Origin of the sequence: Amycolatopsis sp. lyj-109, from assembly GCF_046548995.1 — a bacterium.
Classification (GTDB): Bacteria; Actinomycetota; Actinomycetes; order Mycobacteriales; family Pseudonocardiaceae; genus Amycolatopsis.
The window spans coordinates 101,094-125,552 of the sequence record NZ_JAJPWR010000025.1 but is presented as its reverse complement, the minus strand read 5'-3'; the positions used below and the strand labels follow the sequence as shown (position 1 = coordinate 125,552).

23 protein-coding genes are annotated in these 24,459 nt (G+C 72.1%); 7 read left to right on the top strand and 16 right to left on the bottom strand.

The window, feature by feature from the left end:
* Nucleotides 1-103: 103 nt before the first annotated feature.
* The gene (locus ACLJQF_RS39375; RefSeq protein WP_410615374.1) at nt 104-805 is read right to left on the bottom strand and encodes an alpha/beta fold hydrolase; all 702 of its coding nucleotides are present in this window, start codon (nt 803-805) and stop codon (nt 104-106) included.
* Between the two features lie 174 nt (nt 806-979).
* Here ACLJQF_RS39375 and ACLJQF_RS39370 point away from each other — a divergent pair, with 174 nt between their 5' ends.
* Nucleotides 980-1,759 (top strand): enoyl-CoA hydratase/isomerase family protein, encoded by a 780-nt coding sequence (locus tag ACLJQF_RS39370; protein WP_410615373.1) that lies wholly within the window; start codon nt 980-982, stop codon nt 1,757-1,759.
* On the opposite strand, the gene ACLJQF_RS39365 is transcribed toward ACLJQF_RS39370, so the two are convergent.
* From ACLJQF_RS39365 to ACLJQF_RS39350, 4 genes are all read right to left on the bottom strand, one after another.
* Nucleotides 1,746-2,324 (bottom strand): hypothetical protein, encoded by a 579-nt coding sequence (locus ACLJQF_RS39365; RefSeq protein WP_410615372.1) that lies wholly within the window; start codon nt 2,322-2,324, stop codon nt 1,746-1,748. The two genes, ACLJQF_RS39370 and ACLJQF_RS39365, sit on opposite strands and share 14 nt — an antisense overlap.
* A 198-nt stretch (nt 2,325-2,522) precedes the next feature.
* Nucleotides 2,523-3,332 (bottom strand): LysM peptidoglycan-binding domain-containing protein, encoded by an 810-nt coding sequence (locus ACLJQF_RS39360; protein ID WP_410615371.1) that lies wholly within the window; start codon nt 3,330-3,332, stop codon nt 2,523-2,525.
* Between the two features lie 74 nt (nt 3,333-3,406).
* Complete coding sequence (locus ACLJQF_RS39355; protein WP_410615370.1) at nt 3,407-4,183, bottom strand: aminotransferase class IV; 777 nt, start codon at nt 4,181-4,183, stop codon at nt 3,407-3,409.
* Entirely contained in the window at nt 4,183-5,055 is an 873-nt protein-coding gene (locus ACLJQF_RS39350; protein ID WP_410615369.1) for a peptidylprolyl isomerase, read from the bottom strand. The genes ACLJQF_RS39355 and ACLJQF_RS39350 overlap by 1 nt, the downstream gene beginning before the upstream one ends.
* Nucleotides 5,056-5,203: 148 nt before the next feature.
* Between ACLJQF_RS39350 and ACLJQF_RS39345 the strand changes: the two genes are divergently transcribed.
* Both ACLJQF_RS39345 and ACLJQF_RS39340 read left to right on the top strand, forming a co-directional pair.
* Entirely contained in the window at nt 5,204-5,776 is a 573-nt protein-coding gene (locus ACLJQF_RS39345; protein WP_410615368.1) for an MBL fold metallo-hydrolase, read from the top strand.
* The gene (locus tag ACLJQF_RS39340) at nt 5,773-6,402 is read left to right on the top strand and encodes a hypothetical protein (protein ID WP_410615367.1); all 630 of its coding nucleotides are present in this window, start codon (nt 5,773-5,775) and stop codon (nt 6,400-6,402) included. The genes ACLJQF_RS39345 and ACLJQF_RS39340 overlap by 4 nt, the downstream gene beginning before the upstream one ends.
* Before the next feature lies 1 nt (nt 6,403).
* Here the strand turns inward: ACLJQF_RS39340 and ACLJQF_RS39335 are convergent, their stop codons facing one another.
* Complete coding sequence (locus ACLJQF_RS39335; protein WP_410615366.1) at nt 6,404-8,050, bottom strand: YibE/F family protein; 1,647 nt, start codon at nt 8,048-8,050, stop codon at nt 6,404-6,406.
* A 180-nt stretch (nt 8,051-8,230) separates the two neighbouring features.
* Complete coding sequence (locus ACLJQF_RS39330) at nt 8,231-9,208, bottom strand: GlxA family transcriptional regulator (protein ID WP_410615365.1); 978 nt, start codon at nt 9,206-9,208, stop codon at nt 8,231-8,233.
* Between the two features lie 97 nt (nt 9,209-9,305).
* On the opposite strand from ACLJQF_RS39330, the gene ACLJQF_RS39325 reads away from it, so the two are divergent.
* The 3 genes from ACLJQF_RS39325 (at nt 9,306) to ACLJQF_RS39315 (ending at nt 12,677) form a co-directional block, all read left to right on the top strand.
* On the top strand, nt 9,306-10,010 hold the full coding sequence (locus tag ACLJQF_RS39325; protein ID WP_410615364.1) for a DJ-1/PfpI family protein: 705 nt from the start codon (nt 9,306-9,308) through the stop codon (nt 10,008-10,010).
* A gap of 123 nt (nt 10,011-10,133) precedes the next feature.
* Nucleotides 10,134-11,018, top strand: a complete 885-nt coding sequence (ligD, locus tag ACLJQF_RS39320; RefSeq protein WP_410615363.1) for a non-homologous end-joining DNA ligase — start codon at nt 10,134-10,136, stop codon at nt 11,016-11,018.
* Nucleotides 11,019-11,210: 192 nt separating this feature from the next.
* Entirely contained in the window at nt 11,211-12,677 is a 1,467-nt protein-coding gene (locus tag ACLJQF_RS39315; RefSeq protein WP_410615362.1) for an MFS transporter, read from the top strand.
* A 37-nt stretch (nt 12,678-12,714) separates the two neighbouring features.
* Here ACLJQF_RS39315 and ACLJQF_RS39310 read toward each other — a convergent pair whose 3' ends face one another.
* The 8 genes from ACLJQF_RS39310 to dacB all read right to left on the bottom strand — a co-directional run bounded on the left by ACLJQF_RS39310 (nt 12,715) and on the right by dacB (nt 21,973).
* Nucleotides 12,715-13,788: a DNA polymerase ligase N-terminal domain-containing protein gene (locus ACLJQF_RS39310; protein ID WP_410615361.1), complete on the bottom strand. Its 1,074-nt coding sequence runs from the start codon at nt 13,786-13,788 to the stop codon at nt 12,715-12,717.
* A gap of 376 nt (nt 13,789-14,164) precedes the next feature.
* The gene (locus ACLJQF_RS39305) at nt 14,165-14,941 is read right to left on the bottom strand and encodes an ESX secretion-associated protein EspG (RefSeq protein WP_410615360.1); all 777 of its coding nucleotides are present in this window, start codon (nt 14,939-14,941) and stop codon (nt 14,165-14,167) included.
* A 60-nt stretch (nt 14,942-15,001) separates the two neighbouring features.
* Nucleotides 15,002-16,393, bottom strand: a complete 1,392-nt coding sequence (locus ACLJQF_RS39300) for a hypothetical protein (RefSeq protein ID WP_410615359.1) — start codon at nt 16,391-16,393, stop codon at nt 15,002-15,004.
* 22 nt (nt 16,394-16,415) lie between these two features.
* Entirely contained in the window at nt 16,416-16,781 is a 366-nt protein-coding gene (locus ACLJQF_RS39295) for a hypothetical protein (RefSeq protein ID WP_410615358.1), read from the bottom strand.
* Nucleotides 16,782-16,937: 156 nt separating this feature from the next.
* Nucleotides 16,938-17,489, bottom strand: a complete 552-nt coding sequence (gene hpt / locus ACLJQF_RS39290; protein ID WP_410615357.1) for a hypoxanthine phosphoribosyltransferase — start codon at nt 17,487-17,489, stop codon at nt 16,938-16,940.
* Nucleotides 17,490-17,492: 3 nt separating this feature from the next.
* Nucleotides 17,493-18,452 carry a tRNA lysidine(34) synthetase TilS gene (gene tilS / locus ACLJQF_RS39285; RefSeq protein WP_410615356.1) on the bottom strand — a complete coding sequence of 320 codons (960 nt, stop codon included), beginning with the start codon at nt 18,450-18,452 and terminating at the stop codon, nt 17,493-17,495.
* Nucleotides 18,449-19,459 carry a zinc-dependent metalloprotease gene (locus tag ACLJQF_RS39280; RefSeq protein ID WP_410615383.1) on the bottom strand — a complete coding sequence of 337 codons (1,011 nt, stop codon included), beginning with the start codon at nt 19,457-19,459 and terminating at the stop codon, nt 18,449-18,451. The genes tilS and ACLJQF_RS39280 overlap by 4 nt, the downstream gene beginning before the upstream one ends.
* 90 nt (nt 19,460-19,549) lie before the next feature.
* The gene (dacB, locus tag ACLJQF_RS39275) at nt 19,550-21,973 is read right to left on the bottom strand and encodes a D-alanyl-D-alanine carboxypeptidase/D-alanyl-D-alanine-endopeptidase (protein WP_410615355.1); all 2,424 of its coding nucleotides are present in this window, start codon (nt 21,971-21,973) and stop codon (nt 19,550-19,552) included.
* A 172-nt stretch (nt 21,974-22,145) separates the two neighbouring features.
* Here dacB and ACLJQF_RS39270 point away from each other — a divergent pair, with 172 nt between their 5' ends.
* Complete coding sequence (locus ACLJQF_RS39270) at nt 22,146-22,661, top strand: inorganic diphosphatase (protein ID WP_410615354.1); 516 nt, start codon at nt 22,146-22,148, stop codon at nt 22,659-22,661.
* 72 nt (nt 22,662-22,733) lie between these two features.
* Here ACLJQF_RS39270 and ACLJQF_RS39265 read toward each other — a convergent pair whose 3' ends face one another.
* The gene (locus ACLJQF_RS39265) at nt 22,734-24,389 is read right to left on the bottom strand and encodes an MDR family MFS transporter (RefSeq protein WP_410615353.1); all 1,656 of its coding nucleotides are present in this window, start codon (nt 24,387-24,389) and stop codon (nt 22,734-22,736) included.
* Nucleotides 24,390-24,459: the final 70 nt, after the last annotated feature.

Below are 24,459 nucleotides of genomic sequence, written 5' to 3'. Positions count from 1 at the left end.
TCACCGGCCAGCACGTCACCCTCCAACCCCACGCCGCCTAACCCCTTCACCCCGGGCCCCGGCTCCGCTGCGCTACGCCGGGGGCGCTACCGCGCGCCCACAGTCACCTCGATTTACGAGCCAGGACCTCGCAGGTCCTGAATGAGTCATTCAAGACGCCGGGTCCGGGCAACGATTCCGCCAGGTGCGCCGAGAGCTCCACCAGCCCCGGCGCGTCCGACGTCCCGATCACCACCAAGGCGGGCGTAGTGATCTCGGCGAGCCGGTGCCGGGTGTCCGGGATCCGTTCCGTCCACTGTGGAGCGGTCCAGTCGTGCCGGTACACCTGCTCGCACATCTCCCGGACCAGCGCGACCATTGCGCCCGGCAACACGGAGACATCGCGCGAAGGTCCGGCGACCAGGTACCGGATGTTGGCCTCCGCCATGGCCCGCACGTCCGCCGGGTCGGCGTCGCCTGCCCGGGCCTGGTAGCGGGCGAGCCGGTCGGCGGGAACCGTCGCGGCGGTCAGCCGGGCGATGTCCGCCTGCATGTGGTCCGGCCAGGTGTGCCCGGTCAGGCCCGAGCCGAGCAGCGCCAGCCGGGTGATCCGCTCCGGCGCGGCGAGGGCGGCGTCCAGCGCGCACGCCCCGCCCATCGAGGCCCCCACCAGCGCGGCCTGCTCGATCCCCCGGGCATCGAGCAGGGCCAGCAGGTCCTCGTAGTGGGCATGTTCGCCGGTTTCGCCGCGGGTCTCCCCGAACCGCGGCGGTCGTAGCGGATCACCCGGTGGGTGGCGGCGAGCCCGGTGAACTGCGCGTCCCACATCCGGCGGTCGCCCAGTGCGGCGTGCAGCAGCACGACCGCGGGCCCCTCTCCCGCTTCGTCGTAGCCGAACGCCGTCCCGCCCACCTCGATCGCCGCCATGGCCCCAAACTAGCCACCCGATCGCGTCACACACCGCCGGTTTCGCTGAGGGCGAGAAGCTAGGGTGCGGTTCATGACCGACGGATTCGACCTGACGCGCGACGGCGAAGTCGCTCGCCTGACGCTGACCCGGCCGGAGAAGATGAACGCCATCACCTACGGCATGTGGGCGGCGATCCCGGACGTCGTCGCCGAGGTGGAGGCCGATCCGGCCCTGAAGGCCCTGGTGATCGCCGGGGCCGGCAAGCACTTCTCCGCGGGCGCCGACATCAGCGAGTTCGGGGAGCTGCGCACCACGGCGGACGGCGCGGCGAGCTACGACAAGGCCGTCGAAGGTGCCGTCGCCGCCCTCACCGCGATGCGGAAGCCGTCGGTCGCGATGATCCAGGGCAACTGCATCGGCGGCGGCTGCCAGGTTTCGGTCGCCTGCGACTTCCGGTTCGCCGCCGAGGGCGCGCGGTTCGGGATCACCCCGGCGAAGCTCGGCATCGTCTACCACTTCGACTCGACGCGCCAGCTCGTCTCGCTCGTCGGCCCCGCGCACGCCAAGTACTTCCTGCTGTCCGGCGAGCTGATCACCGCCGCCCGCGCCCGCGAAATCGGCCTGCTCAACGACGTCTTCCCGGCCGGCGACCTCGAGAGCTCGACGCTGGCGTTCGTCGAGACGCTGTGCTCGCGCTCCCAGGCGTCGATCCGCGGGATGAACCGGATCATCGAAAAGATCGTCGCCGGGCAGGAAACGCCGGACGCCGAGGTCGAGGAGATCCGCTCGGACGCCCTGCACGGCGAGGACTACGCGGAGGGCGTCGCCGCGTTCCTCCAGCGGCGCCCGCCGCGGTTCACCTTCCGCTGACCTCGAAGTCCAGGTAGGCGTGGAAGTGCTCGGCGACGACGTCGGTGACGCCGGCGGGGTCGAGCTTGCCGTCGATTTCGATGACGCGGATGCCGAGGTCCCGCGCCGTCCGCACGGCGTGGGCGGCGAGCATCCGATCGCGCGTCAGCCGGGTGCGCTGCTCCGGGATCGCGGGTCCGTCCGGCCGGTGCCGGAGCTGGTGCTGGCGGAACAGTTCGGTCGGCACCAGCACCACCATGCGGCCGGGGGAGTCCACGAGCGGGGCGACGAGCTCCGGCCGCAGTCCCCGGCCCTCGGCGACGATCGGCCGGGGCGAAGTCAGCGCGCTCAGGTCGTCGAGGGCGCAGCGGAAGCGGTTCCCGAATTCGGCCATCATCGCGGTCAGCTGGTCGGCGGCCGGGAGGTCGTCCGGCGGCGGGGTGCCGGGCCGGGCCCGGTCGTCGTGGTGGTAGGCCGTCAGGCCGTGCCGCTCGGCCAGCAGCCGCGCGACGGTGGACTTCCCGGTCCACGGAGCGCCGCCGATCCACAGCGCCTTCCGGAGGGTGCCGAACGGATCCGAGGTCATCAGACGACTATTGCGGGCGTGGCGGCCCGCTGGCCAGTGTTCGGTCGCCGGTTGATCCGTTCAGCGCAGAGTTACCGATCCGGCCAAAAGTAGGCCGACCCCCCGAACGGCACGCAACCGTCGCGACGAAGCCATTCGGCCGTGGCTGTGGTCGGATCGGTAGTGACCGGCACAGTACCCGGCACGCACGCGGCGGGGTCAGGGCCGGTCGGCGTCGTCGTCGACCACGAGCACGGTGGCGGCGTCCGCGAAGTCCGGCTGCGGGCCGATCCGGAAGTGGAACCGCGCGCCCGGCCGGACCGCGGCGATCACCTGGGTTTCGGCCGTGTCGAGCACGATGATCGCGAGCTCGGTGGTCTTCGGCTCCGGGCGGAACACGACGTCGGGACGCGGTTCGGGGACCACGATCGGGAGCGGCAGGGTGCCGCTGACCGAGCCGGAACCGAAGTCGTCCTCCGTGCGCTCGGGCGGCTCGAACGGGGCCGGCGGGAGCAGCTGCGGACGGCGGCGCCACCAGAGCCCGGCGAGCAGGCCGGTCAGCAGGCCGCCGGTGCCGCTGACGGCCGAAGCCAGCCCGACGCCGAGCCCGGACGTCCCTTCGGCCGCGGCGGGCTGCACGGCCGGGGTGACGGGCACCGGCGACGGCAGCGGGCCGAACTGCACGCCCGGCTTCGGAGCGGCGTCCTCGGGCAGCTGGAGCACCTGACCGGGCTCGATCGCCGCCGGGTCGGTGAACGGCGTGCCGTCCGGTCGCAGCCGGCCCTGGTTGAGCTGGAAGATCTCCGGGAACCGCCGCCCGTCGCCGAGCGCGCGCTCGGCGATCTTGAACAGCGTGATGTCCTCGGGGTTGTCGGCGTGCGGCACGATGAAGTACTTGACCGGCGGCGGCGGATCGGCCTGCGCGAGGGCGGGACCACCGGCGAGCACGGCGAAGAGGACACCGGCGCAGCCGGCCTGGCCGGCCCGCCCGAGGACGCGGCGGACCGCGGGAACCCGGTTTTCGGCCATCGTCGGCACCTCTCCCCGGGCCCTCGGCGGGTCTCCGGTGTTGCCCCTTTACACGGGGCCGGTGCGGACGGGGTTCAGATCTTGTCCCACGGCACGGTCTCGTACGCCTCGGCGAGCAGAGCCACGGCGCGGTCCGCCGGCGGCAGCACGAGGTCGTCGACGGAGGAGACCGCGCGCCCGGGCGTCTCGGAGTTGGTCAGGACCATCGCGTCGAATTCGCGCAGGTCGGCGGGCCGGACTTCGCGCGTCTCCTGCGGGACGCCGAGCCGGCGCAGGGCGTCCTGCTGCACCAGCATCGTGATCCCGGGCAGCACCGCGGCTTCCGGCCACACGACGGTGTTCCCGGCGAGGAATGCGACGTTCCAGATCGACGCTTCGCTGAGCCGGCCCTCGTGGTCGACGAACACCGCGTCGTCGAAGCCGGCCAACCGGGCCTGGCGGCTTTCGTGGATCAGGCCGAACGTGCCGAGGTGCTTGACCTGCGGCAGATCGCGCTGGTAGCGGACGCTCCGGAGGCGCAGCGGCGCCGGGTCGGCCGGGTGCGGCGGCCCGGTCCGGACCAGGATCTCCGGGGTCATCGGCTCGTCGAACGACCGGGTGACCACGACGACCCGGACCGAAAGCGCCGATTCGCCGTCGATCGCCCGGCGGAGGTAGGACCGCACGAGCTCGACGTCGAGCTCGGCGCCGAACAGCAGCCGCGTGCTCGTGGCCAGCCGCTCGAGGTGGAAGGCGAGCCCGCGGACCCGCCCGTCCCGGACCTGCATCGCGGTGAAGTGGCCGTAGGAGACCATTCCCGCGAGTGCGGCGTCCGGGCCGAGCGGATCCCCGTTCAGCTCGGTGCGGGGCACTACTGGACGGTGACGCCCGTGAACTTGACCTGCTTGGTCGGCGCTCCGGTGCCGTCCTGCGGGTTCGGGTTCGCGATGCCGGCCTTCGCCACCGCGTCGAGCACCTTCAGGCCCTCGTCGCTGATGCTGCCGAACACCGAGTAGTCCGCCGGGAGGCCGTCGGCGCTGCCGTAGACCATGAAGAACTGGCTGCCGCCGGAGTTCGGGGCCTGCGTCTTCGCCATCGCGAGGATGCCGCGGCCGTACTTGATCTCCGGGAACGCCTCGTCCGGCATCGTGTAGCCCGGGCCGCCCTGGCCGTCGGTGGTCGGGTCGCCGGTGGCCGACGGGTCACCGCACTGCAGCATCTGCAGGCCTTCGGTGCCGAGCCGGTGGCACATGGTGTCGTTGTAGAAGTTCTGCTTGGCGAGGCTGATGAAGCTCTGCACCGCACAGGGGGCGAGCGCGCGGTCGAGCGTCAGCGGGATGTCGCCCGCGGTGCTCTTGAGCGTCACGTTCACCGTGCCGGTCGACGGGACGTTCTTGCCGTCCGGCGGATTCGCCTTCTTCGGCGCCTTGCCCGTCGCGTCGGCCTTGAAGTCGCAGGTCGTCGGGTTCGGCAGCGGGGTCGCCCGCTTCGGCAGCGCGGTGCGCTGCGTCGGGATCTGGAGGTCGGTCGGCGGCGGGGCGGCCGAGGACGACGCCGCGGCGTTGGTGCTGTCGCCGCCGTTCGCGCTCACGATCCACACCACGACACCGGCGACGACGAGGACGGCCACGCCGACCACACCAGCCCCGATCATCCGGCGTCGCTTCTGCTGCTCCAATCGGCGCTCGAGCTGCCGCTCGAGTTTGCGCTTCGCAGCTTCGCGGCGCTGCTGGTTGGTCGCCACCCCGTACCCTCCAGGTTTCCGCTCGTGTCACACGTCTGAGGTAGCGGCAGTGTATGGGCACAGCCTGTGAGGACCATGTACAGGGCCCGCTAGTCTCAACCTGATCGTGATCGGCGCCATCCGGCGCGGAAGTCCGGGGAGGCGTTCGGTGCTCGTCGTCGGGTTCGGCAGCGGCCCGCTGCAGGCCAACTGCTACCTGCTGGCGGCGGCCGCCGGCGGGCCGTGCGTGGTCGTGGATCCGGGGCAGGAGGTGGCCGCGCCGCTGACCGCCGCGCTCGACGAGCACGGGCTGGTCCCGGCGGCCCTGCTGGCCACCCACGGGCACCCCGACCACGTCGCCTCGGCGGCCGCGCTGGCGGCCGAACACGGCGTCCCGCTGCACCTGCACCCCGCCGACGGCCCGATGTACGACGGCGACAGCGTGCCCTTGGCGTCCGGCACGTACGCGGGACTGGACGTCGACGTCCGGCACGTGCCGGGCCACACCCCGGGCTCGGTGGTGCTGGGCCTCGAGACGCCCGAGGGTGGCAGGCTCGCCCTGACCGGTGACACGCTGTTCGCCGGGTCGGTCGGCCGCGGGGACGTCGAGACGGCGCTGCGGGGCCTGCTGGCGGCGTTCCCGGACGACACGGTGGTGCTGCCGGGCCACGGCCCGGCGACGACGATCGGCCGGGAACGCGCGGGCAACCCGTTCCTCGCCGGGACGGGGGCGTGCCGGTGACCGAGCGCATCGCGTTGTTCGAGGAGGACCCGCGCGGCCGGCGTCGCCGCGGGATCTCGGGCCTGATCGGGGTGGTGATCGTCGCCGCGGCGTTCGGCGGGATCGCCGGGCTGATCGGCGGCACGGTGACCGGCCTGATCGTCGCGCTGGTGATCGCCCTGCCGCTGCTGTACGTGATGGCGGTCAGCATCCGGCGCCGCGTCTGGCTGGAGGGTTCGACGCTGATCGTGCGCACGTGGGGGCTGCGCCGTGTCGACTTGACGACCGCGACCCGCCTCGACCTCGTCGTCGGCGACGTCCGGGGCAGCCGCACGGTGAGCCTGCTGGTCAACGCCGGCCGGCGGGGCAAGGTGGCGAAGGTGGACCTCGCGGTGTTCTCCGGGACGGGCGGGCGCGAGCTGGGCATCATGCCGCTGCGGAAGCTCGCGAACGCGCTGATGAACAACACCGAGGCGAACGGCCTCGTGTTCGGCGAGCTGCTGGTCGCCGAGCTGAAGGCCGAGGCCCGCGGGTCCGGCGTGGCGGAGCGCCCGCTCTACCGGCTGGCGTCGGTGGCGCCGTCGGGCAAGTACGTGCAGCGGTTCACCATGGAAGCCGTCAGCCGGTTCGTGGCAACGCTGGACTGAGTCACGCCTTCGCGGTGGCGAGGTGCCCGGCCGGCTCGCGGGAGGCGATCAGCGCGGCCAGGACGGTGGTCACCGGGACGGCCGCGACGATGCCGACGCTGCCGGCGAGCGTCCGGATGATCTCCTGCGCGATGTCCTCGCTGCCGAGCAGCGCGCCGAGCCCGACGCCGGAGATCGACGAGTACAGCAGCACCGGCAGCGCGGCTCCGGCGTAGGCCATCACGAGGGTGTTGACCGCCGAACCGACGTGGTCGCGGCCGATCCGCAGGCCGGAGCTGTAGAGCTCGCGCCAGGTCAGGTCCGGGTTGGCGCGGCGGAGCTCCCAGACGGCGCTGGTCTGGGTGACGGTGACGTCGTCGAGCACGCCGAGGGCGCCGATCACGACACCGGCGAGCAGCAGCCCGCGCGCGTCGATGCCGTGGCCGAGCGAGCCGATCAGCGTCGTGGTGCTGTCGTCGAGGCCGGTCAGCGAGGCGGCGGCGGAGAAGATCGCGGACAGCACGCCGATGAGGGCGAGGCTGACGAGCGTGCCGAGCACGGCGGCGGAGGTTCTCGCGGAGAGGCCGTGGGTCAGGTAGAGGGCGATGAACATGATCGCGCCGGCGCCGGCGATCGCCACGACGAGGGGATTTTCCCCGGCGAGGATGGCCGGGAGGATGAACAGCGCGATGACGACGAAGGAGAGTCCGAGCGCGACGAGCGCGGCGATGCCCTGCCACCGGCCGAGCACGAGCACGGCGACGGCGAAGAGGGCGGCGAGGACGAGCAGCGGGGTGCCGCGCTGGAAGTCGACGAGCTGGAAACTGGCGGTGTCATCGGCGTTCCCGCCGTTGTAGGCCAGGACGACGGCGTCCCCAGTGGCGAAGCGCGGGGTGCTGGGCTCGATGGGGACGGTGAGGCGGAGTGGTTTCCCGGCGGCGGGGCCGTCGGTCATGGTGAGTTCGACGGTCAGGCAGGGTTTCGCGTTCGGGTCCGTCTGGTCGCCGACCTGGACCTGGCCCTGGGCGAGGCAGGGGCCGGTGGCGGTGGTGCGGATGTCGGCGTGCACGGGGGTGCCCTGGGGGACGACGCTGGTGGGGGCGGCCTTGCCCCAGGGGTAGAGGACGATCATGCCGACGACGGTGGCGAGGGCGAGCGGGGCGAGCAGCCAGATCAGCAGGAGGCGGACGCGCTTCGACGCCGGGGCGGCGGGGCCGTGCCCGTGGCCGTGGCCGTGCCCGGTGTGGGCCTCCGGTGTTGCGGCTTTGCGCCGGGGACGGGCGTCGGCGGCTCGCTGCGGCCCGGTGTCGCCCCGGCGGGCCGGACGGTCGTTGTCGGCGTGGATCGGTTGTGGTCCGGTGTCGCCGCGGCGGCGCGGTGTCTCGGCACGGCCGTTTTCGGCCGGGACTCGCAGCGACCCGGAGTGGGCGACGCGCTGCGGCCCGGTGTCGGCTCGCTTGTCCGCGGCCGGAATCCGCTGGGCCCCGCTGTCGGTTCGGCGGCGGGCAGGGCCGGCTTCGCGGCGGGTGCCCTCGGGCGGGGTCCGGCGGGCGGGTTTCCGGGGCGTATCCGGCGTTCCGGACGTCCCGCGGCCCGGCGAAAGGGACACCTCGTCCGTGATCCGGCGGATCGGGCCGGTTTCGTCGTCGTCGAGGTCAGGGCGGTCCACCCGCACATCCTGACAGCGGGATTCCGTACCCCGCGCGAGGGGCCGCCGACGGCCCGGTTCGTCCCGGTACGCCGTTCTCGCGTGATTGGCGGGGCATCTCGCGTGACTGGAGGGGCATCTCGCGTGATTGGCGGGGGATCTCGCGTGATTGGAGGGGCATCTCGCGTGATTGGCGGGACATCAGCCGTAGGACTGGCGGACGTGGACCCGGCGGTAGGCCGACGGTGGGGTGTCGAAGTGGTCGAGGAAGGCCTGGCGCAACGTCTCCGTCGAGCCGAAGCCGCAGCGGCGGGCGATCGTTGCCAGGGGGAGGTCCGTGCCGGACAGGAGGCGGGCCGCGTGTTCCGTGCGGATCGTGCGGACGTAGCGGCCCGGGGTGGTGCTGAGGTGGGCGTCGAACAGGCGGGTCAACTGGCGGGTGCCGATGCCCGCGCGGGCCGCCAGGGCCGGGGTGCCGAGGTCGGCGTCGAGGTGCTCGGCGATGTAGGCCGTGAGGTCGCGGACCTCGCGGTGCTCCGGCGGCGGCCCGGCCAGGAACAGGCTGACCTGGGCCTGGTTGCCCGGGCGCTGCAGGTACGTCACCAGCGCGCGCGCCGCCTCGCGGGCCAGCGACGGCCCGTGGTCGGCCTCGACCAGCGACAGCGTCAGGTCGAGCCCGCTCGTCACGCCCGCCGCCGTGTAGACGTTGCCGTGGCGGACGTACAGCGGGACCGGGTCCACCGTCACCGACGGGTAGTCGCGGGCCAGGCGCGCCGCGTACCGCCAGTGCGTCGTCGCGCGACGGCCGTTCAGCAACCCCGCCGCCGCGAGGACCTCCGCACCCGTGCACACCGAGGCGACCCGGCGGCTGGTGCGGGCGAGCCGCCGGACGTGGGCCAGGACGCGCTCGTCGGCCGCCGCGGCCGTGCTGCCCCAGCCGCCCGCGACGACCAGCGTGTCGAGGTCGCCGGCGACCTGGTCGAGCCGCAGGTGCGGCTGCAGGACGAGGCTCGAGCCGGTGCGGATGGCGTGGCCGTCGACCGACGCCAGCTGCAACTCGTACGGCGGCCGCGCGCCGAGCCGGTTGGCGGCGTCGAACACGTCGGCGGGGCAGGCGATGTCCAGCAGCTCGGCGTCGGCGTATCCGACGATCGCGACCCGTCTGGGTGAGCCTGGCATGGTCGAACGCTAGCAGCCGGACCGGCACTCGGACGTGGTTCGCAGGAATTCGGACATCCACGCCACCTGCGTCCCGCGCGAACGCCACCGTGAACGCATGACCGATGACCCGAAGACCATCGCCTTCGTCGTGTACCCCGGCCTCACGCCGCTGGACCTCGTGGGCCCGCTGCAGGTGCTGAGCGCGCTCGGCCAGCTGGACCCGTGCTACCGGACCGTCGTCGTCGGCGCCACCAAGGAGACCGTCGGCACCGACACGCCGCTGCGGATCGCTCCCAGCCACACGTTCGACGAAGTGCCGTCCCCCTTCGCGGTGCTGGTGCCCGGCGGCACCGTCCCGACGCTGCACGCGATGGCCGACGAGCGCCTCCTCTCCTGGCTGCGCACCGCGGCCGCGGGCGCCGAGCTGATGACGTCGGTCTGCACCGGCTCGCTCGTCCTCGGCGCGGCCGGGCTCCTCGAGGGCCGGGAAGCGACGACGCACTGGATGTTCCGCGACGTGCTGCCCGCGCTCGGCGCGACCCCGGTCGCCCGGCGGTGGGTCGAGGACGGCCCGGTGATCACCGCCGCCGGCGTCTCGGCGGGCATCGACCTGGCCCTGCACCTGGCGGAACGGCTGGCCGGGCGCCAGATCGCGACGAACATCCAGTTCATCGTCGAGTACGACCCCGAGCCGCCCCAGGGCGCCCTGGACTGGGCGAACCAGCCCTACGGAGACCTGAAGCCGCTGCGGGAGCACACCCTGCGCGCGGGCCTGGCGGAGCACCCGGAGCTGCTGGCGAAGCTGCTCGCCCACGCCTGAGGCGAACGTCGCCGGACGGCTGAGCACGCTCGGAGTGGACGTGGCGGGCACCGGCCGGGCACGCTGCGCGGTGGAGTGTGCGCGGGTGGACGGGCCCGCCGCCGCCCGGCGAGGGAGGCCCCGGTGGAGCCCGACGAGATCACGACGTCGAACCCGGACAAGATCTACTACCCCGAAGCCGGGCTGACCAAGGGTGACGTGGTGGGGCACTACCGGACCGTCGCCGAGGCGATGGTGCCGCACCTGCGCGGGCGGCCGCTGACCCTGCGCCGCTACCCGAACGGCATCTCCGGCCAGACGTGGTACCAGAAGGAAGCCGGCCCGAAGCTGCCATCGTGGATCCGCGTCGAGGCCATCCCGCAGCGGACCACGAGCGACGTCCGGCACGTGCTCTGCGACGACGCCGCGACCCTGGTGTACCTGGCCAACCAGGCGGCGATCGAGTACCACATCTGGTCGTCCACAGTGGACGACCTGGAGCACCCGGACATGGTGCTGATCGACATCGATCCGCCCGAGGGCACCACCGTCGCCGACCTGCGGGACATCGCGCGCATGGTTCGCGACGTCTACACCGCCGCCGGGCTCACCGCGTACCTGCAGGCCACCGGCGGACGCGGGTTCCACGTCGTCGCGCCGCTGGAACCGAGCCAGACCTACGACGAGGTCCGCGACCTGGCCAAGGCGGCCGCCGAAGTGCTGGCCCGGCTCGACCCCGACCGGCTGACCACGGCGGTGCGGAAGAACCAGCGCGGCGACCGCGTCTACCTGGACATCCTGCGCAACGGCTACACCTCGACGTTCGTGGCGCCGTACTCCCTGCGCGCGCGACCGTCCGCGGGGGTGGCGACGCCGCTGGACTGGCACGAACTGGGCAAGGCGGAGCCGGACGGCTGGACGCCGAAGCGGATCAAGGAACGCCTGGCGCGCAAGAGGGATCCGTGGGCCGGCATGGCCGAGCACGCGACCTCCCCCGCGAAGGCGATGGAGCAGCTGAAGAAGCTGTAGCCGGAGGCGGCCGGTATCGCGGGTTGAGCTGCGCGTGTCCGCTTGCTCGCGGGCAGTTCCGGGATCGGCGGGAACCGCAGTCGGGAAGAAATCCCTGTGCAATCGGGAGGAAGGTGGGCGCCCTCTTCATCCGTACGGTCGACGCAGACCTACGGACCGCGGAGAAACGCCGTCTCCGCTCGAAGGAGAGCCGTGAACCTCGCTCAAACCGCCCCCACCTCGGTGGCGCAGGGTCTGGACCCGCGCCGCTGGAAAGCCCTGATCCTGCTCTGCACGGCCAACTTCATGGTGATCCTCGACGCCCAGATCGTCATCATGGGCCTGCCGTCGATCTCGGCGGACCTGCACCTGTCGCCGGTCCAGGCGCAGTGGGCCCTGTCGGCCAACCTGCTGACCTTCGGCGGCCTGCTCCTGCTCGGCGGCCGCGCGGCCGACCTGCTCGGCAGGCGGAAGGTGTTCATCATCGGCACCGCCCTGTTCCTGCTGGTTTCCCTGCTGTCCGGGCTGGCCTGGAACGGCGAGGTCCTGTTCGTGGCCCGGGCACTGCACGGTGTTTCCGCCGCGCTGATGGCGCCGACCGCGCTGTCGATCCTGACCAACACGTTCCCCGAAGGCCGTGAGCGCAACAAGGCGTTCGCGGCGTGGTCCGGGAGCGCCTCGATCGGCGCGACCGTCGGCCTGCTGCTCGGCGGCACGCTCATCGACTGGCTCGGCTGGCAGTCGATCTTCTTCGTGAACGTCCCGGTCGCGCTGCTGATGCTGGTGCTGAGCCCGGTGCTGCTGCGGGAGAGCAAGGACGCGGGCAAATGGCGAACGTTCGACCTCGCGGGCGCCGTGGTCAGCACGGCCGCGCTCGGCCTGCTGGTCTACATCCTCGTCGAGGCGCCCGCGAAGGGCTGGGTCAGCTTCCACACCATCGGCTTCGCCGCGGTGTTCGTCGTGCTCGTCGCGCTGACGATCCTGATCGAGAAGCGCTCCGCTTCGCCGCTGGTGCCACTGCGCCTGTTCCGGTCCCGCGCCCTCGTCGGTGGCAACCTCGTCACCGGAATCGCGGCGATGCTGGCGTTCGGCATGTCCGTGACGATTTCCCAGTACTCGCTGGGCGTGCTGCACTACACCGCGCTCGAGTTCGGGCTCAGCCAGTCGGCGATGCCGATCGCCGCGGTGATCGGCGCCTTCCTCGCCTCCGCGCTGCTGACCAGGGTCGGTATCCGGCCGGTCGCCGTCACCGGCGTCCTGTTGCTCGGTGTCGGCTGCCTGCTGCTCACCGGGATCACCCCGGAAGCCTCCTACTGGGGGCACGTCTTCCCGGGCCTGGTCCTGTTCGGGTTCGGTCTCGGCGGCGGCCCGGTCGCGCTGGCCGCGGCGGCGCTCGGCGGCATCGCCAAGAAGGACGCGGGCATCGCCTCCGGCCTCAACACGGCGGCCTTCCAGGTCGGCGGCGCGATCGGCGTGGGGATCGTCTCGACGGTGATCGCGTCCCACATGGCCGAGGCGGCCACCAATCCGGCCGCGGTGATGGACGGCTTCACGCAGGGCTTCGTCGCCTGTGTGATCTTCGCGGCGGTGGGTCTGGTGCTGGCCCTCGCGCTGCTGCGGAAGCCGGGTGGCGGGAAGCTGCAGGTGGTTCCCGACCAGCGGACCCCCTCAGCGCACTGAGGCACGTCGACAGCGGCCGTCCCCCGGGCGGCCGCTGTCACGTCTCGATGTGGAGCCAGTCCCCGTCCGCCTTGCCGGGGTGGTAGCCGCCGTCCGCGCGTTTCGCGTAGATGCCGCCGAGCCCGTGCTGGCGCGCCGCGGCCAGGACCGCTTCGCCGTTGCCTCGGAAGTACTGCGGCACCTGCCAGTTGCCGCCGGACAACCCGAGGTCGGTCAGCATGTCCCGCCGCTCGAGATAGGGGAGTTCCACCGTCGGACGGCCTTCGTAGTGCAGCAGGTCGTAGGCGAAGAAGAACGCGGGGCAGTGTTTCATCATCCGTTTCGCGTCGTTCCCGTCCGCGCGGCCGCGCTCACCGAGGCCCTTCGCGTCCGGCCGGCCTTCGCGGACCACCACCATCTCGCCGTCCAGCAGCACTTCCGTCGAGCCCAGGGTTTCCCCGAGCTTGTGCAGTTCGGGGTACCGGCCGGTGACGTCGGCGCCGGTGACGTCGTGCGCGGTGATGCGGCCGCCGGACACGCACAGCATCGTGCGGGCGCCGCCCCAGGCGAACTCGTAGGCCCAGTCGTCGTCCTCGGCCGGTGAGGGAAGCTCGCCCGGGACCGCGGCCATCGGCTCGAGGAACTCGGGGGAGTCCTCGTGGCCGTCGTCCGCCGGGTCGAGGCGACGCAGGGTCCAGTCGCGGCCGTCCTCGTCGTGCCGGTTCTGGAACACGTACTTGCCGCGCGTGCGGGCGCCGCGGAAGACCACCTCGACCTTGTGGTCGTTCCAGTGCAGGGTTTCGTACGTCCCGGTGTCCCACACGGTCATCCAGCCGCCGCCGTACTCGCCCGCGGGGATCTCGCCGGAAAAGGTGAGGTAGTCCATGGGGTGGTCTTCGGTGTGCACGGCGAGCCGGGGCACCCCGGGGGAGCGCGGCAGGCCCTTCGGCACCGCCCAGGAGACGAGCACGCCGTCGCGTTCCAGCCGGAAGTCCCAGTGCAGCCGGGTGGCGTGGTGCTCCTGGATGACGAAGAGGTCGTTGTCCCCGGGGACGGGCGGGCCGTCCGGCCAGGGTTCGGGGGTGCGGTTGCGGGCTCGCTTGCGCCGGTATTCCTCGAGTTTGTCGGCCATGGCCGCCCCAGTACCCCTTCCGCTCGAAGAGCTTCCAGGGTACCGGTGCGGTTTCGGACGTCGCGAATGACTCATTGGGGACCTCGGACGATGCTGTTGGCGAATTCGAGCGGGTGCGCTGAGGCCGCTCCGGTGGCGAGCGGATCGCCCACAACAGCCAACTCACCGCCCGCAACAGCCAACTCGACACCCGGAGCGGCCAACTCGACACCCGGAGCGGCCAACTCGCCCGGGTTCTCCGGCGTGTTGGCCGTTGCGGCGGGCGAGTTGGCCGCTCCGGTTGGCATGAAACCGAATTCGCCAACAGCATCCTCGGACGTCCCGAATGAGTCATTCGCGACATCCCTGCCGAGTTGCAGGGCGACGGCGGAGGAGCTCAGACCGAGCTGGTCGTCGCGGCTCCGGCGAGCATCTCACCGAGGCGGTGGCGCAGCGTGGCGGCGTCGGCGGGCGCGATGGTGATCCAGTCCCGGCCGTCGCGGCCGCGGGTGGCCTGGGTGAAGTAGCGGCCGGTCTCGGTGTCGAACCAGCTCAGCACCGGTGTGCGGGTACGTCCGCCCAGCCGGCTGCGGGAGTTGGCGCCGATCTGGCCGCCGCGCAGCCGCGGCTGGGCGTGCAGCCGGGCCAGCGCCTTGCGGTCCTCGTCGGCCGACGCGCGCTCGTCGCCGTTGCCGCGGCGCTGCAGGAAGTCGCCGCCGGTCAGCTGCTCCAGCGGCACCGTGATCGATTTCTCGGTACCGCGCGGGGCACCCGGCAGCAGCGAGACGATGGCCGTGGCGAGCCCGTCGGCCGGGCACGGATGCAGGTGCAGGCCGCGGGTGTCCTGCACGGCCAGCAGGCCCTGGCCGCCCAGCACGCCGGCGATCGCCAGCAGCGGTTCGGCGTCCGGGGCGATCAGCTGGACGGCGTCCAGGCTCAGTTCGGGGCTCGCCAGCACGCCGAAGTAGTCCTCGATGTGCGGCTCGGGCCGGCCGCGGCCGTCGGCGAGACCGCGCGCGGTGAGCCCCTCCAACGTGCGGCGGCGCAGCAGCGACCGCTCGTCGACGGTCGCGCCGTGCGAACGGATGCGCAGCGGGTACGGCAGCTCGCCCAGCCCGGCCGACTCCCACAGGAAGTCCACCTCGACCGGGGTGAGCAGCTCAGCGTTCGGCATCGAGCCACCCCCAAGAGAAACCGGGCCGAGCACGCCGTGAGCGCGCCCGGCCCGAAAGGATCAGCGGTCTTCGTCGTCCCCGGACCACGCGCCGATGACCGGCGGCGGGGTCGCCTGGTTCGCGCCGAAGGCCTCGTCCGGGTCCGCCTCGATGAGGAAGGACGCGTGCGTGTGCTCTTCGTCCTGCTCGCCCTGGGCACCCTGCGGGGCCATGCCGCCCATGCCCGGGCTCATCGGCGGCGGGGTCTGCCCGCCGATGGTGCCCGCGGACGAGACGACGCCCTGCTGCGGCGCCTGGGCCGACGCGGCGCTCTGGCCCTGGCCATCGGCCGACGCCAGGGTCGTTTCGTTCTCGGACTTCGCGCCGGACTTGCTGCCCTTGCCCAGTGCGCGGGAAGCCAGGGCGCCGAGGCCACCGGCGGCACCGCCGAGGCCGAGGCCCATGCCGACCGTGCCGAGCGGGTTGTGGCCACCCGGCTGCCCGCTGCCCGGGGCGACGTGGCCCGCACCGGCGGCGCCCGCTCCGGCAACCGTGCCGCCGGCGCCGTCGCTGCCGAGCGTCGCCGCGTCCACGCCGAAGCCCGCACCCGGGACACCGCCGTGGACACCGTTCGGGCCGACGACCCCGGCGTGCTGCGCGCCGAACGCGCCGCCGTGGCCGCCGAAGCCCGCGCCACCGGAGGCGAAGATCGCGTCGCCCGCGCCGGGCAGCGCGTCGACCGAGCTCGTGCTGCCGACGCTGTGCACCGCGTTGTACGAGAGGGAGTTGTGCGACGCCGTCGGCTTCATGCCCAGCGACTCCGGGCCGAAGCTCGGGGTCGAGTTGTCGACCTCGCTCATCGCCTGTGTGTAGGCGTTGAAGAACGCGACCTGCTGCGCCTTGACGTCATTGGCCGCGTCGGACTGGGCCTTCTGGTCGGCGATCATCGCCGCCGGGCCACCCGCCAGCGCCGCCGCCAAGCTCTGCTTCGGGTCGTATTTCTGGGGCGGCGGCATCTTCTTGACCTGCTCGGCCGCGGTGGCCTGCCGGCCGAGCCGGTCGGACATCGTGTGTGCGGCTTCGGAAGCCTGCGAGCCGGAATTGGCGATGGCCACCAGTGCGCCCTGCGCGCCCGCGGCACCCTTGCCGACCCACGCGTTGCCCAGCTCGGCAATCGCGTTGTACAGGTGATCGGACGCCTGCTTCAGCTCGGTGCCGTGGTGTGCCCAGGCGTGCCCGGTCGCGGTGGCCGTACCGGGGTCGTTGTTCTGGGTCGCGCCGTCGAACAGCTGCTGGCTGTCCTGGTTGTTCCAGTTCGGCGGGTTGGCGATCGCGCGGTCGCCGCCCATGTCGAAGCCGCCGGCACTGCCGCGGGCGTTGTCGACGATGTTCTGCGACGACGAGTTGTCGCCGAGCGGGACCACCGAGCCCGGGTCGGTCGTCGAAGACTGGTCGCTGTGGTTCGGAGCCATGACTACGAGTTCCCCTCTGGACTCAGGCGTTGCGGAACGGATCGGCCGCGGCCTGGTCGATCTCGTGGTACCGGGACATCGCCGTGACGATGCCCTCTTCGGCGGCGGAGTACTGGTCGAGCAGGTTCTTCAGCGCGGCGGCGTAGGAGTCGCCGCCGCCGTCCGCGCGCTGGACGAACTTCGCGGCCATCGCGTTGCCGACCGGGTTGTCGCCGAGCTTCGGCGGCTGGGCGAGCGTGCCCGCGCCGGCGAGCAGGGTCTCGACCGCGTCCTTGCCGGTGCGGATCTTGTTCAGCACGGCCTGCGCGGCGTCGGGGTCGATCCCGACCTGACCCGCCGCGGCCGCGGCCTTGAAGGCGTTCGCATCGGCAGCGCTGCTGTTGGCCATCTGCACTCTCTCCCGTTCCCCCGACCCGGTCACCGCGGGCACGAATGGTCTTCGCATAGGTTAACGCACGTGATCAGAGCCTATGACGCAAACGGCGAAGCCGGGGTTCCGCAAATCCGGTAGTTGCGGTGAACGGTTGGGGACTCCGCTGGTGCACTACACCGTGTAGACCTTCGGGTCCAGGGTGCCGATGTAGGGCAGGTCCCGGTACCGCTCGGCGTAGTCGAGGCCGTAGCCGACGACGAACTCGTTGGGGATGTCGAAGCCGATGTACTTCACCGGCACGTCCACCTTCACCGCTTCCGGCTTGCGCAGCAGCGAAACGACCTCGAGCGACGCGGGGTTGCGGCTCGCGAGGTTCTTCAGCAGCCACGACAGGGTCAGGCCGGAGTCGACGATGTCCTCGACGATCAGGACGTCCCGGCCCGCGATGTCGCGGTCGAGGTCCTTGAGGATGCGGACGACGCCGGACGACGACGTCGCCGATCCGTAGGAGGAGACGGCCATGAATTCCAGCTGCGTCGGCAGCGGCAGCGCACGGGCGAAGTCGGTCATGAACATGACCGCGCCCTTCAGGACACCCACCAGCAGGAGTTCACCCTGCCCGTTGGCCGGATAGTCGGCGGCGATCTGCTCCGACAGCTCCGCGATCTTGTCCTTGATCTGCTGCTCGGTGACGAGCACGGAGGCGATTTCGCCCTCGTACACGGGTCATTCCCCTCGGGTGGTGGGTTGGGAGATGACGCAGAGCCTGCCACGGCACCGGCTCGCTTCCAAGTTGCCCGGCAACCAGACGCCGCCCTGACCACGCCACCGGGCGACAAGGTCATCGACCGCCCGGAGGTGCGCGTCGGTGAGCTCGCGCACACCCGATTGCAGCAGCCACCTGCGAAGAACCCGCCGCCGCAGTGCTGACGGCTCGGCCTCGAGGACGCCGACTTCCAGCCCTTCGAGGCCGCCCGCGCGGGTGAAGATCATGTCCGCCATTGTGTCCAGCGCCTCATTGTCTTCCCGCAGCTGCGCCGCCGTCCGGGCGAGCGCGGCGGCGACTCCGCCGTTGAGGACGTCCTCCAGCAACGGCAGGACTTCGGTGCGCAGCCGGACGCGGGTGAAGCGCGGCTCGGCGTTGTGCGGGTCGGCCCACGGCTCGACGCCGAGCTCGGCACACGCCTGCCGCGTCGTGGCCCGGGCGACGGCCAGCAGCGGCCGGCCCCACGGCGGATCGTGCGGCCGCATCCCGGCGACGCTGCGCGAGCCGGACCCGCGGCCGAGCCCGAGCAGGACCGTTTCGGCCTGGTCGTCGAGGGTGTGGCCGAGCAGGACGAGGCCGTGCCCGGTGAGCGCCCGGTAGCGGGCCTTGCGCGCGGCGGCTTCCGGGCCGCCCGGGCCCGTGACGTCGGCTTGGCGCACCTCGGCTTCGTCGACGCCCAGGGCCTTCGCCGCGGCGGCCGCGTCGGCCGCCACCTTCGCCGAGCCCTCCTGCAGGCCGTGGTCGACGACCAGCGCGCGGACGACGTGCCCGCGGTGGTGCCCGACGTGCGCGGTGGCCTCGGCCAGCGCGAGCGAGTCGGCGCCGCCGGAAACCGCGACGCAGAGTTCGGCCGGCGCCTCGATGCTCTCCAGGAAGGCGCGGACGGCCCGGCGGACGGCCGCGACCGCCGGCCCGGTCATCCGTGCAGGCGCCGGACCCACGCCGCCGGGTCGGCGATCTCGGCGCGCGACGGCAGGGTGTTCGGCGACCGCCAGACGGCGTTGAAGCCGTCCATGCCGACGGCGTCCACGACGTGCTTCGTGAACTTCGCGCCTTCTTCGTACTGACGGATCTTCGCGTCGACGCCGAGCAGCGCGCGCAGCAGCCGGTCGAAGACGCCACCGCCCTTGCGCCGGGCGGAGAACCGCGCACGGATCGTGTCGACGCTCGGCACGACCTGCGGGCCGACGGCGTCCATCACGTAGTCGGCGTGCCCCTCCAGCAGCGTCGAGAGGGCGAGCAGCCGGTCGAACACCGCGCGCTCCTTCGGCGACTGGAGCAGCTCGGCCAGGTTCAGCTTGGGCCCCTGCTTGATCGCCTCCGGCAGCCGGCCGACCAGGTCGGCCAGGCTGTCGGTGCCGCCGCCCGCCAGCCCCGAGACGAGCCGCTCGACCTCGTCGGCGAAGTAGTCGCGCAGCCACTTGACCGCGGTGAACTGGAGCCGGTGGGTGCACTCGTGCAGGCAGACCCAGAGCCGGAAGTCGCGGCCGGGCACGTCCATCGCCTGCTCGGCGGCGACGACGTTCGGCGCCACCAGCAGCAACCGGCCTTCCCGGTCCGGGCCGCCGAAGGGGTCGTACTGGCCGAGCACGCGGCTGGCGAGGAAGGCGAGCACCAGCCCGGTCTGCACACCGGCGCCGCCGGCCAGGATGGGCCCGAACGGCCCGCCCTGCTGCGGAAGGGCCCGCCCGGTCAGCGCGTCCAGCCCGGCCGCGGCGGATCTCACCCAGCCCGGGCGGTCGACGACCTCGCCGGGCAGCAGCGGCAGGTCGAGCCCCAGGTTCGTCAGCTGCCGCACGTGCCCCTCGGCTTCGACGGTCAGCTCGCGCAGGTCGGTGACGGCCTCCTCGGCCCGTTCCCGCGGCACCTGCGGGCCGCCGCGCACCAGCAAGGCGCCGGTCTGCGCGGCGATCGCCCAGTCGACCATGGGCCGGGTCTCCGTTTCCTGACTCACCCTTCCGACGCTACCTGGCCGGTGCCGATTTCCGGCCACGATCTTCGTACGGTTCGGCGTCCACTAGGCGCAGCCGCACTTGCGGAGGCTCGTCGCGAGGGCGTCGATCGCGTCCCGGCCGGGTTCGGTGTCGGAGCCGTTGGACATGAACGCGAACACCAGCACCCGGCCGTCCTGGTCGAGGACCAGCCCGGCGAGCGTGTTCACCGCGGTCAGCGTGCCCGTCTTGGCCCGCACCCAGCCGCGGCCGGCCTGCGACGCCGCCGTGTCGAACCGCTTGTCGGCGAGGGTGCCCGAGCCGCCCGCCACCGGGAGGCCCGCCAGCACCGGCCGCAGCTTCGCCGTGTTCGGGTCCTTGCCCTCCTGCGCCGCGGCGGCCGCCAGGAGCTGGGTCAGCAGCCGCGCCGGGATGCGGTTCAGCGACGAGATGCCGCTGCCGTCCGACAGCGCGACGCCCGTGACGTCGAAGCCGTGGTCCTTCAGGACCTTGTTGGTCGCCTTGGCGCCGCCGGCGTAGCTGGCCTCCTCGCCGTTCGCGAGCGCGACCTGCCGGGCGATCGCCTCGGCGAGGACGTCGTCGGACAGCTCCATCAGGTCGGACACCAGCTCGGTCAGCGGGGCGGACTTCACCTCGGCGACCACCTTCGCGTCCTTGGGCGCGGTCGCCTGGCCGCCCGCCGAGGCTCCCAGCTTCGAGGCGATCGACGAGGCGAGCGCGCTGCCCGCGTTCGCCGTGCGCTGCGAGTTGTTGTCCTTGGGGTTGATGCGGCCGCCGTCGGCCATCACGGGCGACATCTGCGTCGCGTACGTCGACGGCGCGTCGCCCGCCTCCCAGCCGGGCGCGGTCGTCGCCCCCTTGAACAGGGTCAGGTCGACCTGCACCTTCTTGACCCCCGGCACCGCCTTCTTGACCTGCGCGACGAGGTCGTCGACATGCGCGGCGCCCGGGTACAGCGGGGACTCGGTGCCGAGCGGCAGGTTGGTGAGCGTGGTGTCGCCGCCGCCGACCAGGATCACCGTGCCCGGGTCCGCGCCCTGCACGATCTTGGTCGACAGGCGCAGGTTGTGGTCCAGCGAAAGCAGCGCGGCCGCGGACGTGAGCACCTTCGTCGTCGAAGCGGGCGTCACCGGCGTCGACGAGCCGCGGTCCCACAGCACGGTCCCGGTCACCGGGTCGATCACGCTGCCGGTGAGCTGGCCGAGCGCGCCGTTGCCGGCCGCCGAGGCGAGCGCGGACTTGACGCCGTTCGCGGTCGGCGCCGTCCCGGAGGTGGCCGGGCCCTGCAGCTGCCGGGTGGCCGCGGACGGCGACGGCGGGTCGCCCTTGGGTGCGTTCGGCGCCCACGGCAGGGCCAGCCGGTTCGCCACCTTCGGCATCGCCGCGGCGACCCCGCCGCCGGCCAGCACCAGGAGGACGACCACGACGAGCGCGATCAGCTTGCCCTTCCGCCGCTTCTTCGGCGGCTCACTTGCGGCCGGCGCCTCGGCCGCGGACGGCGACGGCGGCTCGGCGGGTGGTTCGGTACGAGGCGGTTCGGCCCGCTGCTGGGGCTGCTGCTGGAAGACGCCGGGGAACTGGGAGGGCCGTTCGATCCCGACGGTCGCCTCGGCGTCGAACCGCTGCCCGTCCGGTTCGATCCGCTGCGGCCGGGCCAGCGTCCCGGCGGACGCCGACGGCACCACCCCGCGCGGCGGCTCCGGCGGCAGCGCGGAACGGCGGTCGCCCGGCTCGGCCGGCCGCTCGCCGGTGCGGTCTTCGCGCAGTTCGATGCGCTGGCTCCAAGGCTGAGGTTCCGCTTCTTCGCGGCGCTGGGCGGGCCCGCGGTTCAGCTGCTCTTCACGGCGCTGCTGCTCCTCGCGCCAGTGCTGGAGCTCTTCGCGCCACTGCTGCTGCGGCTCCTCCGGCTTCTCCTCCTCGCGGGGAGGGACGTGGCGCTCGACCGGCACCACCGGCACCGGCCTGGACGGCGTCACCTCGATGTACTGGGTGCTCTCCCCGGCCGGCTCGGGCGTGGCGGGCTTCGGCTCGGGTGGCTCGACGTACTGGGTGCTCTCGCCGGTGGGCGCGGACGCTGCGGGCTTGGACTGCTCGACCCGGATGTACTGGGTGCTCTCTTCGACAGGCTCCGCCGCCGGTGGCTGCTTCGCGGGCGGCTGGGCCTGCTGGGCCGCCGGAGGCTGCTGGGCCGCCGGGGGCTGCTTCGGCTCGCGGCTGCCCAGGCGGTCGGCGAGGTCCTGCTTGGCCGGCGACGGCGGGGGCGGTGGCTCCTCCGCCGGGACGTTGAGCCCGGGCACCGGCTCGGGCGGGACGTTCGGCGCGAACCACGATCCCTTGGGCGCCGCACTGCCTGTGACCTTGGGCACGCCCGGGCCGTCCCCGGTGGCCTTCGGCGGGTCGGGCAGGGCCATCGGAGTGGTCTCCCGCGCGCCGGACGACGAGCGGTCTTCGTCCGACGAAGGCCACATCGGCTGGTCGTTTTCCGGCACCCACCACTCCTTCTCACCTGCCCCCGGAGGGGCCAAGCTCACATGCCGCGTGGCCGACATCGATGCGGCCTCCCGGCAGGGCGTAGTCCACACTAGGAGACGTCAAGACAGTCATGAAGGTTGCCGCCCGCGATGCGGGTATGCCCGAATCTGAAGAAGCAGCGAGGACGGCGTGGAGTTCGACGTCACGATCGAAATCCCCAAAGGGGAGCGCAACAAGTACGAGGTCGACCACAAGACCGGCCGCATCAAGCTGGACCGGACCCTGTTCACGGCCACCCAGTACCCGGCCGACTACGGGTTCATCGACGACACCCTCGGCCAGGACGGCGACCCGCTCGACGTCCTCGTCCTCGTCCAGGAGCCGACGTTCCCGGGCTGCCTGATCCGCTGCCGCGCGATCGGCATGTTCCGGATGACCGACGAGAAGGGCCCGGACGACAAGGTCCTCGCGGTTCCGAGCGCCGACCCGCGCCTGGAGCACCTGCGGGACATCCACCACCTGAACGAGTTCCACAAGCTGGAGATCCAGCACTTCTTCGAGGTCTACAAGGACCTCGAGCCCGGCAAGAGCGTCGAAGGCTCCTCCTGGGTCGGCCGCACCGAGGCCGAGGCGGAGATCGCCCGGTCGTACGAGCGCGAGACCGACCGCCTGGCGAAGGAAGCGGCCAACGGCACCGGTCACTAGGCCCCAACTTCGTGAAGGCCACCTTGAGGAACTTGAAGTTCCTGAAGGTGGCCTTCACGGCTTTTGAGCGGGTCAGTGCGCCAGGGCGAGGGCCGGAGCGGCGTCCGCGTCGGCCTCCGCGCGCTGCTCCATCGCCGACTTGTCCGACAGCGGCTTCTCCTTGAGGAACCACACCAGCGCGAAGCCGACGGTCAGCACGATCCCGCCGACCAGGAACACCGTGCTCATCGACTCGGCGAAGCCCTGCAGGATCGGCCGGGCCAGCGTCGGGTCGAGCGTCGAGAGGAACGACGTGTCGTTGACGTCGAGGCCGCTCTGCAGCTGCTTCGCGAACTCCGGGTGCTGCGCCAGCGCCGCCGTGTAGGCCGGCGTGGTCATCGCCGAGCGGATGGCGTTCGCGATCCGGTCGCCGACCGTGCCGAACAGGATCGACAGGAACACCGCGGTACCCGCCGTGCCGCCGATCTGCCGGAAGAACGTCGCCGCCGAGGTGGCGACGCCGATGTCCTGCGGGCGGACGTCGTTGGTCGCGGCCAGCACCAGTGTCTGCATCGAGGCGCCGAGGCCGAGCCCGATCACGAAGGCGATCACCATGACCATGGCCAGCGAGCTGTCGACGGTGATCGTCGACAGCGCGAACAGCGCCGCCGCCATCAGGCCGATCCCGGCCACCGCGAACATCTTGTACCGGCCGGTCCGGGAGATCACCACGCCGCTGCCCAAGCTGGCGATCATGATGCCGAGCGTCAGCGGGAGCATCTGCAGGCCGGCCTGGGTCGGCGTCGCGCCCTTGACGATCTGCAGGTACAGCGGCAGCGACATCATCGCGCCGAACATCCCGGCACCCTGCACGACCGTGACGATCGTCGACATCCGGAACACCGGCCGCTTGAACAGCCGCAGCGGCAGCAGGGCGGCGTCGCCCATCCGGCGTTCGATCCACACGAAGGCGGCCACGCCCAGCGCGCCGACGACGTACATCGCGATCGAAGCGGCGGAGCCCCAGCCCCACTCGCGGCCCTGCTCGGCGACGATCAGCAGCGGCACCAGGCCGGTGGCCAGCGCCACCGCACCCCAGTAGTCGACCTTCTGGTCCACGCGGGTGTGCGGCAGGTTCAGCACCTTGGTGACGACGACCAGCGCGGCGAGCGCGATCGGGACGTTGACCAGGAAGACCCAGCGCCAGCCGGTGATGCCGGCGAAGGTGTCGATGCCGGCGAAGAACCCGCCGACGACCGGCCCGGCAACGCTCGAGATGCCGAAGACGGCCATGAAGTAGCCCTGGTACTTGCTGCGCTCCCGCGGCGCGGTGATGTCGGTGATGATCGCCAGCGCCAGCGACATCAGGCCACCGGCACCGAGACCCTGGAAGGCCCGGAAGGCGGCGAGCTCGTACATCGACGTCGCCATGCCGCTGGCCAGCGAGCCGACCAGGAACAGCGAGATCGCCGTCAGGTACATGGGCTTGCGGCCGTAGAGGTCGGACAGCTTGCCGTACAGCGGCGTCGAAAGGGTGGCGGTGATGAGGTAGGCGGTGGTGGCCCAGGCCTGCAGGGACAGGCCGTGCAGCTCGTCGGCGATGGTCCGCATCGAGCTCGACACGATGGTCTGGTCGAGCGCGGCGAGGAACATGCCGAGCATCAACCCGGACAGGACGGTGAGGATCTGGCGGTGAGTCAGTTTGCCGTTCGTAGCGACCGCTCCTTCCGCCGTACTGGTGTCGCTCATGGTGGTCTCCCTCGGAAAGACTTCGGCGTAGTTGCTTGTACCTTTCAACTACTTGCTTGAGCCAAGTATT